This is a genomic window from Thermococcus sp., from assembly GCF_027011145.1.
Classification (GTDB): domain Archaea; phylum Methanobacteriota_B; class Thermococci; order Thermococcales; family Thermococcaceae; genus Thermococcus.
Genome location: NZ_JALVAO010000027.1, coordinates 1 through 2,845 on the forward strand (window position 1 = coordinate 1; position 2,845 = coordinate 2,845).

At 48.9% G+C, this 2,845-nt stretch carries 6 protein-coding genes; 1 reads left to right on the forward strand and 5 read right to left on the reverse strand.

The window, feature by feature from the left end; genetic code table 11:
• A partial coding sequence (locus MVG27_RS02595; protein ID WP_297556106.1) for an aldo/keto reductase occupies nucleotides 1-704 on the reverse strand: 704 nt, incomplete at its 3' end.
• Nucleotides 705-799: 95 nt separating this feature from the next.
• Here MVG27_RS02595 and MVG27_RS02600 point away from each other — a divergent pair.
• Entirely contained in the window at nucleotides 800-1,120 is a 321-nt protein-coding gene (locus MVG27_RS02600) for a hypothetical protein (protein WP_297548838.1), read from the forward strand.
• Here the strand turns inward: MVG27_RS02600 and MVG27_RS02605 are convergent.
• From MVG27_RS02605 to MVG27_RS02620, 4 genes are all read right to left on the reverse strand, one after another.
• On the reverse strand, nucleotides 1,117-1,326 hold the full coding sequence (locus tag MVG27_RS02605) for a hypothetical protein (RefSeq protein ID WP_297548854.1): 210 nt from the start codon (nucleotides 1,324-1,326) through the stop codon (nucleotides 1,117-1,119). The genes MVG27_RS02600 and MVG27_RS02605 overlap by 4 nt on opposite strands.
• A 2-nt stretch (nucleotides 1,327-1,328) precedes the next feature.
• A complete protein-coding gene (locus tag MVG27_RS02610) occupies nucleotides 1,329-1,622 on the reverse strand; it encodes a winged helix-turn-helix domain-containing protein (protein ID WP_297065112.1) in 294 nt (97 codons plus the stop codon).
• Between the two features lie 61 nt (nucleotides 1,623-1,683).
• The gene (locus tag MVG27_RS02615) at nucleotides 1,684-2,367 is read right to left on the reverse strand and encodes a DUF2202 domain-containing protein (RefSeq protein WP_297548840.1); all 684 of its coding nucleotides are present in this window, start codon (nucleotides 2,365-2,367) and stop codon (nucleotides 1,684-1,686) included.
• Nucleotides 2,364-2,845: translation initiation factor IF-2 N-terminal domain-containing protein (locus MVG27_RS02620; protein ID WP_297556109.1), on the reverse strand; the 482-nt coding region annotated here is incomplete at its 5' end. The genes MVG27_RS02620 and MVG27_RS02615, both read right to left, overlap by 4 nt.

Genomic DNA, 2,845 nt, shown 5'->3' on the forward strand with positions numbered 1-2,845 from the left:
ATGAGGTAGTTTAAAGCGACCTGAGCGGCAGTTCTTTCGTATTTCCTCCCAATCTCGGCAAGGCATTCGTTTTTAGCTAACGTTCCCTTCTCCAGTGGAGTGTAGGCAATCAACGCCATCTTTTCCCTTTTCATGTAATCGAGCAGACCATTCGTTTCGGGCCACCTATCGCGGAGCGAATATTTTACCTCGTTCGCCACAATCTCGTACTTTCTCATGGCTTCCTGGCTTCTTTTGAGCAGTTCAAGGTCGAAGTTGCTGATTCCAATGTATCTGATAAGCCCCTTATCAACGAGCTCTTCCAAAGCGTGAAGGGTCTCCTCTATCTTTTTCCAGCTTTCCCCCGGCCAGTGGAGGAGGTAGAGGTCTATGTAGGTACCGAGTCTCTTTACGCTGGCCCTCGCGGCTTTCCTGGCTTTTTCATAACCGAAGTTCGTCGGCCAGACCTTGCTGATGATGAAGATTTCCTCCCTGTCAAAGCCCTTTATTGCTTTTCCAACGAGCTCTTCGCTGTGGCCCGCTCCGTAGAATTCGGCAGTATCGATGAGGTTCATTCCAAGCTCAAGGCCGTAACGGAGGACTTCAACGCTTTCTCTATCCCTTGAGTAGTCGGGACTCTCATAGCCACCGATTCCCCACGTCCCCATTCCTATTGAAGTAACCTTGTCATCGCCTATCCTCTTGAGGTCAGAAACCCGTGGCATTCTTCACACCGCAAAAATTAGGAATCCTAACTTAATTAAAGTTTCCGTCTAAACGCTAAAATGGCCAGATGTGTGGAGCGAAGGTTTATAAAAGCGTGGCCGTTGGGGGAGTGGGTGATACTATGGATCCAATGTCTAAGGTTTTTGAAGAGGCCAAGAAAAATCCAAAGATGAAGAAAAAGCTCAGGGTAAAAGCCATTTTTTCATTGGTGTTGCTCGTGGCATTCATGGGTGTTATCTTTATAACTTTGGGGACGCTCATATCTTCCAAACAGGGGCATTTCTTAGGAATGACTCAGCTCGACTTTTTGAAACTTAGGGCTAGATATGGAATTTTCATGATGGTTTTGATAACAGCTCACCTGTTGATGAACAGAAGTATAATGAAAAAAGAGTTTGAGCTACTGTTCGGTTAGACTTCCTCGAGCTTCTTCCTTATTTCTTCTGTGTTTTTCCTCGTTTCTTCGAGTGCGTTCTTTAGCTTCTCCAACTCAACCTTGAACTCGTTCAGCGTTTTGTTCACCTGATAGAACGCAAAGATTAACACGACGAGGATGATAAGGCCGAGGATTATACTTATCCATCCGCTGGGTGTTGACATGTATCCTCCCCCCCAAGGCATTTTCATCCCTCCAGGCGCTTTACAACGTCGTTGTCTATGACCAGCTTGAAGGGCTTGGCCCGATAGTACTTCTTGGCCCTCGGGTCGTCGGGCTCAAGTCGAAGCTCGCTCTCGACAAGGCCGGCTTTTTCAAGCTTTTTGAGGTGCAGATAGAGAAGTTGCCTCGAAATTCCGAGGGTCTTGGCGAGCTCGTAAACGTACCACTCCTTTTCACAGAGCAACTTTAGTATCTTAACCCTCACTGGATTTGAGAGTGCATCACAAAACCTTGCCAGCTCCTCGATACTCTGCACCATGGTCAACACCGCTGATTGGGCCTGGAGGGGGTTAGGAAAAAAGAGATAAAAAGCTTTCCGCTCAACCAACAATACTCCTGTATTCGTCTTCACTCAGTACTTGTGGTGTGTAGGTAATACCATACCTGTTCTGGAGCAACCTTGTAAAGGCTCTTAGGTGGTTCTCACTTCCGTTTCTCAGGCTCTCAAAGACGGCCTTTATGTCTTGGTTGTCCACGTGCTTTAGCCACTCGTCCAGATCCTTGATGTCAATCTCCTCAATCAATGCACCCACTTTAAGGGCTTCAACGTCGCTTTCACTCCCCTGTGCAACGAGCTTTTCGTAGAGTTCCCGCATTTCCGTGCTGTTGAATTCGCCAACTCCCATCCCTGCAACGGGGTCGGTCAGGTTGTATTTCTTAATGAGCTCGAGCACCATGTCCATATGGGTCTGCTCGCTCCTCGCTATGTTCTCGAATATTGGGAGCCCCGTCTTGTTATAAAGTGTAAGATACACGTCTCTGGCGAGCTTCTCTTCCTCCCTCATATAGAGTATTGCCTCGACCTCCTCCGGGCTCAGATTTTCAACGGGATACGCCGAGACGTCCACTACTCCTGTGCTTGCACCGGCCCCGTAGCCTTTATCCGCAGGAGGGCCCATGGTAGCCGAGCCCGTGCCGGTTGTCGTGCTTGAGCTCGTTATACATCCGGCTCCAAAGATGGCCAGGAAGAGGAGGGCCATCAGGAGGAAACCCGTCCTTCTCATCCGTTCTCACCCCGAAGCTCCGCTATAATCTCCTCCAACATGGCCTTGAACTCCTCCCTGTCCAGGTCGTACTTGTACTCAATCTCAACGAGCTTCTCGTCCGGGGTTGCCTCTATTCCCTTCTCCTTCAGCTTTTCTATCAGCGCGTCTGTTGAAACGTTGAACTCCTTGGCGAGCTCCTGGACGGTGTAGTACTTCATCATCGTGCCCGTTATGTAGACCGTTGAGTTAGTTGATTCTTCATAGTATGAGTCATACGATTCGTATGTTGTTTCCTCTTCGCCCGTATACGCTGAAAACGCCTGGAACCCAACTGCTATGAGCAGTATTGGAATTATCAGGCCAGCCACCACCTTTGCCTTTGAGCTCTTAAATGCGGACTTCAGCATTACGAGCATACTCCTGAATCCCACCGCCAGGTGGACTCCAACGAGGCCAATCATGATGAAGCCCAGATACGTGTGAACGTTGGTGAGAG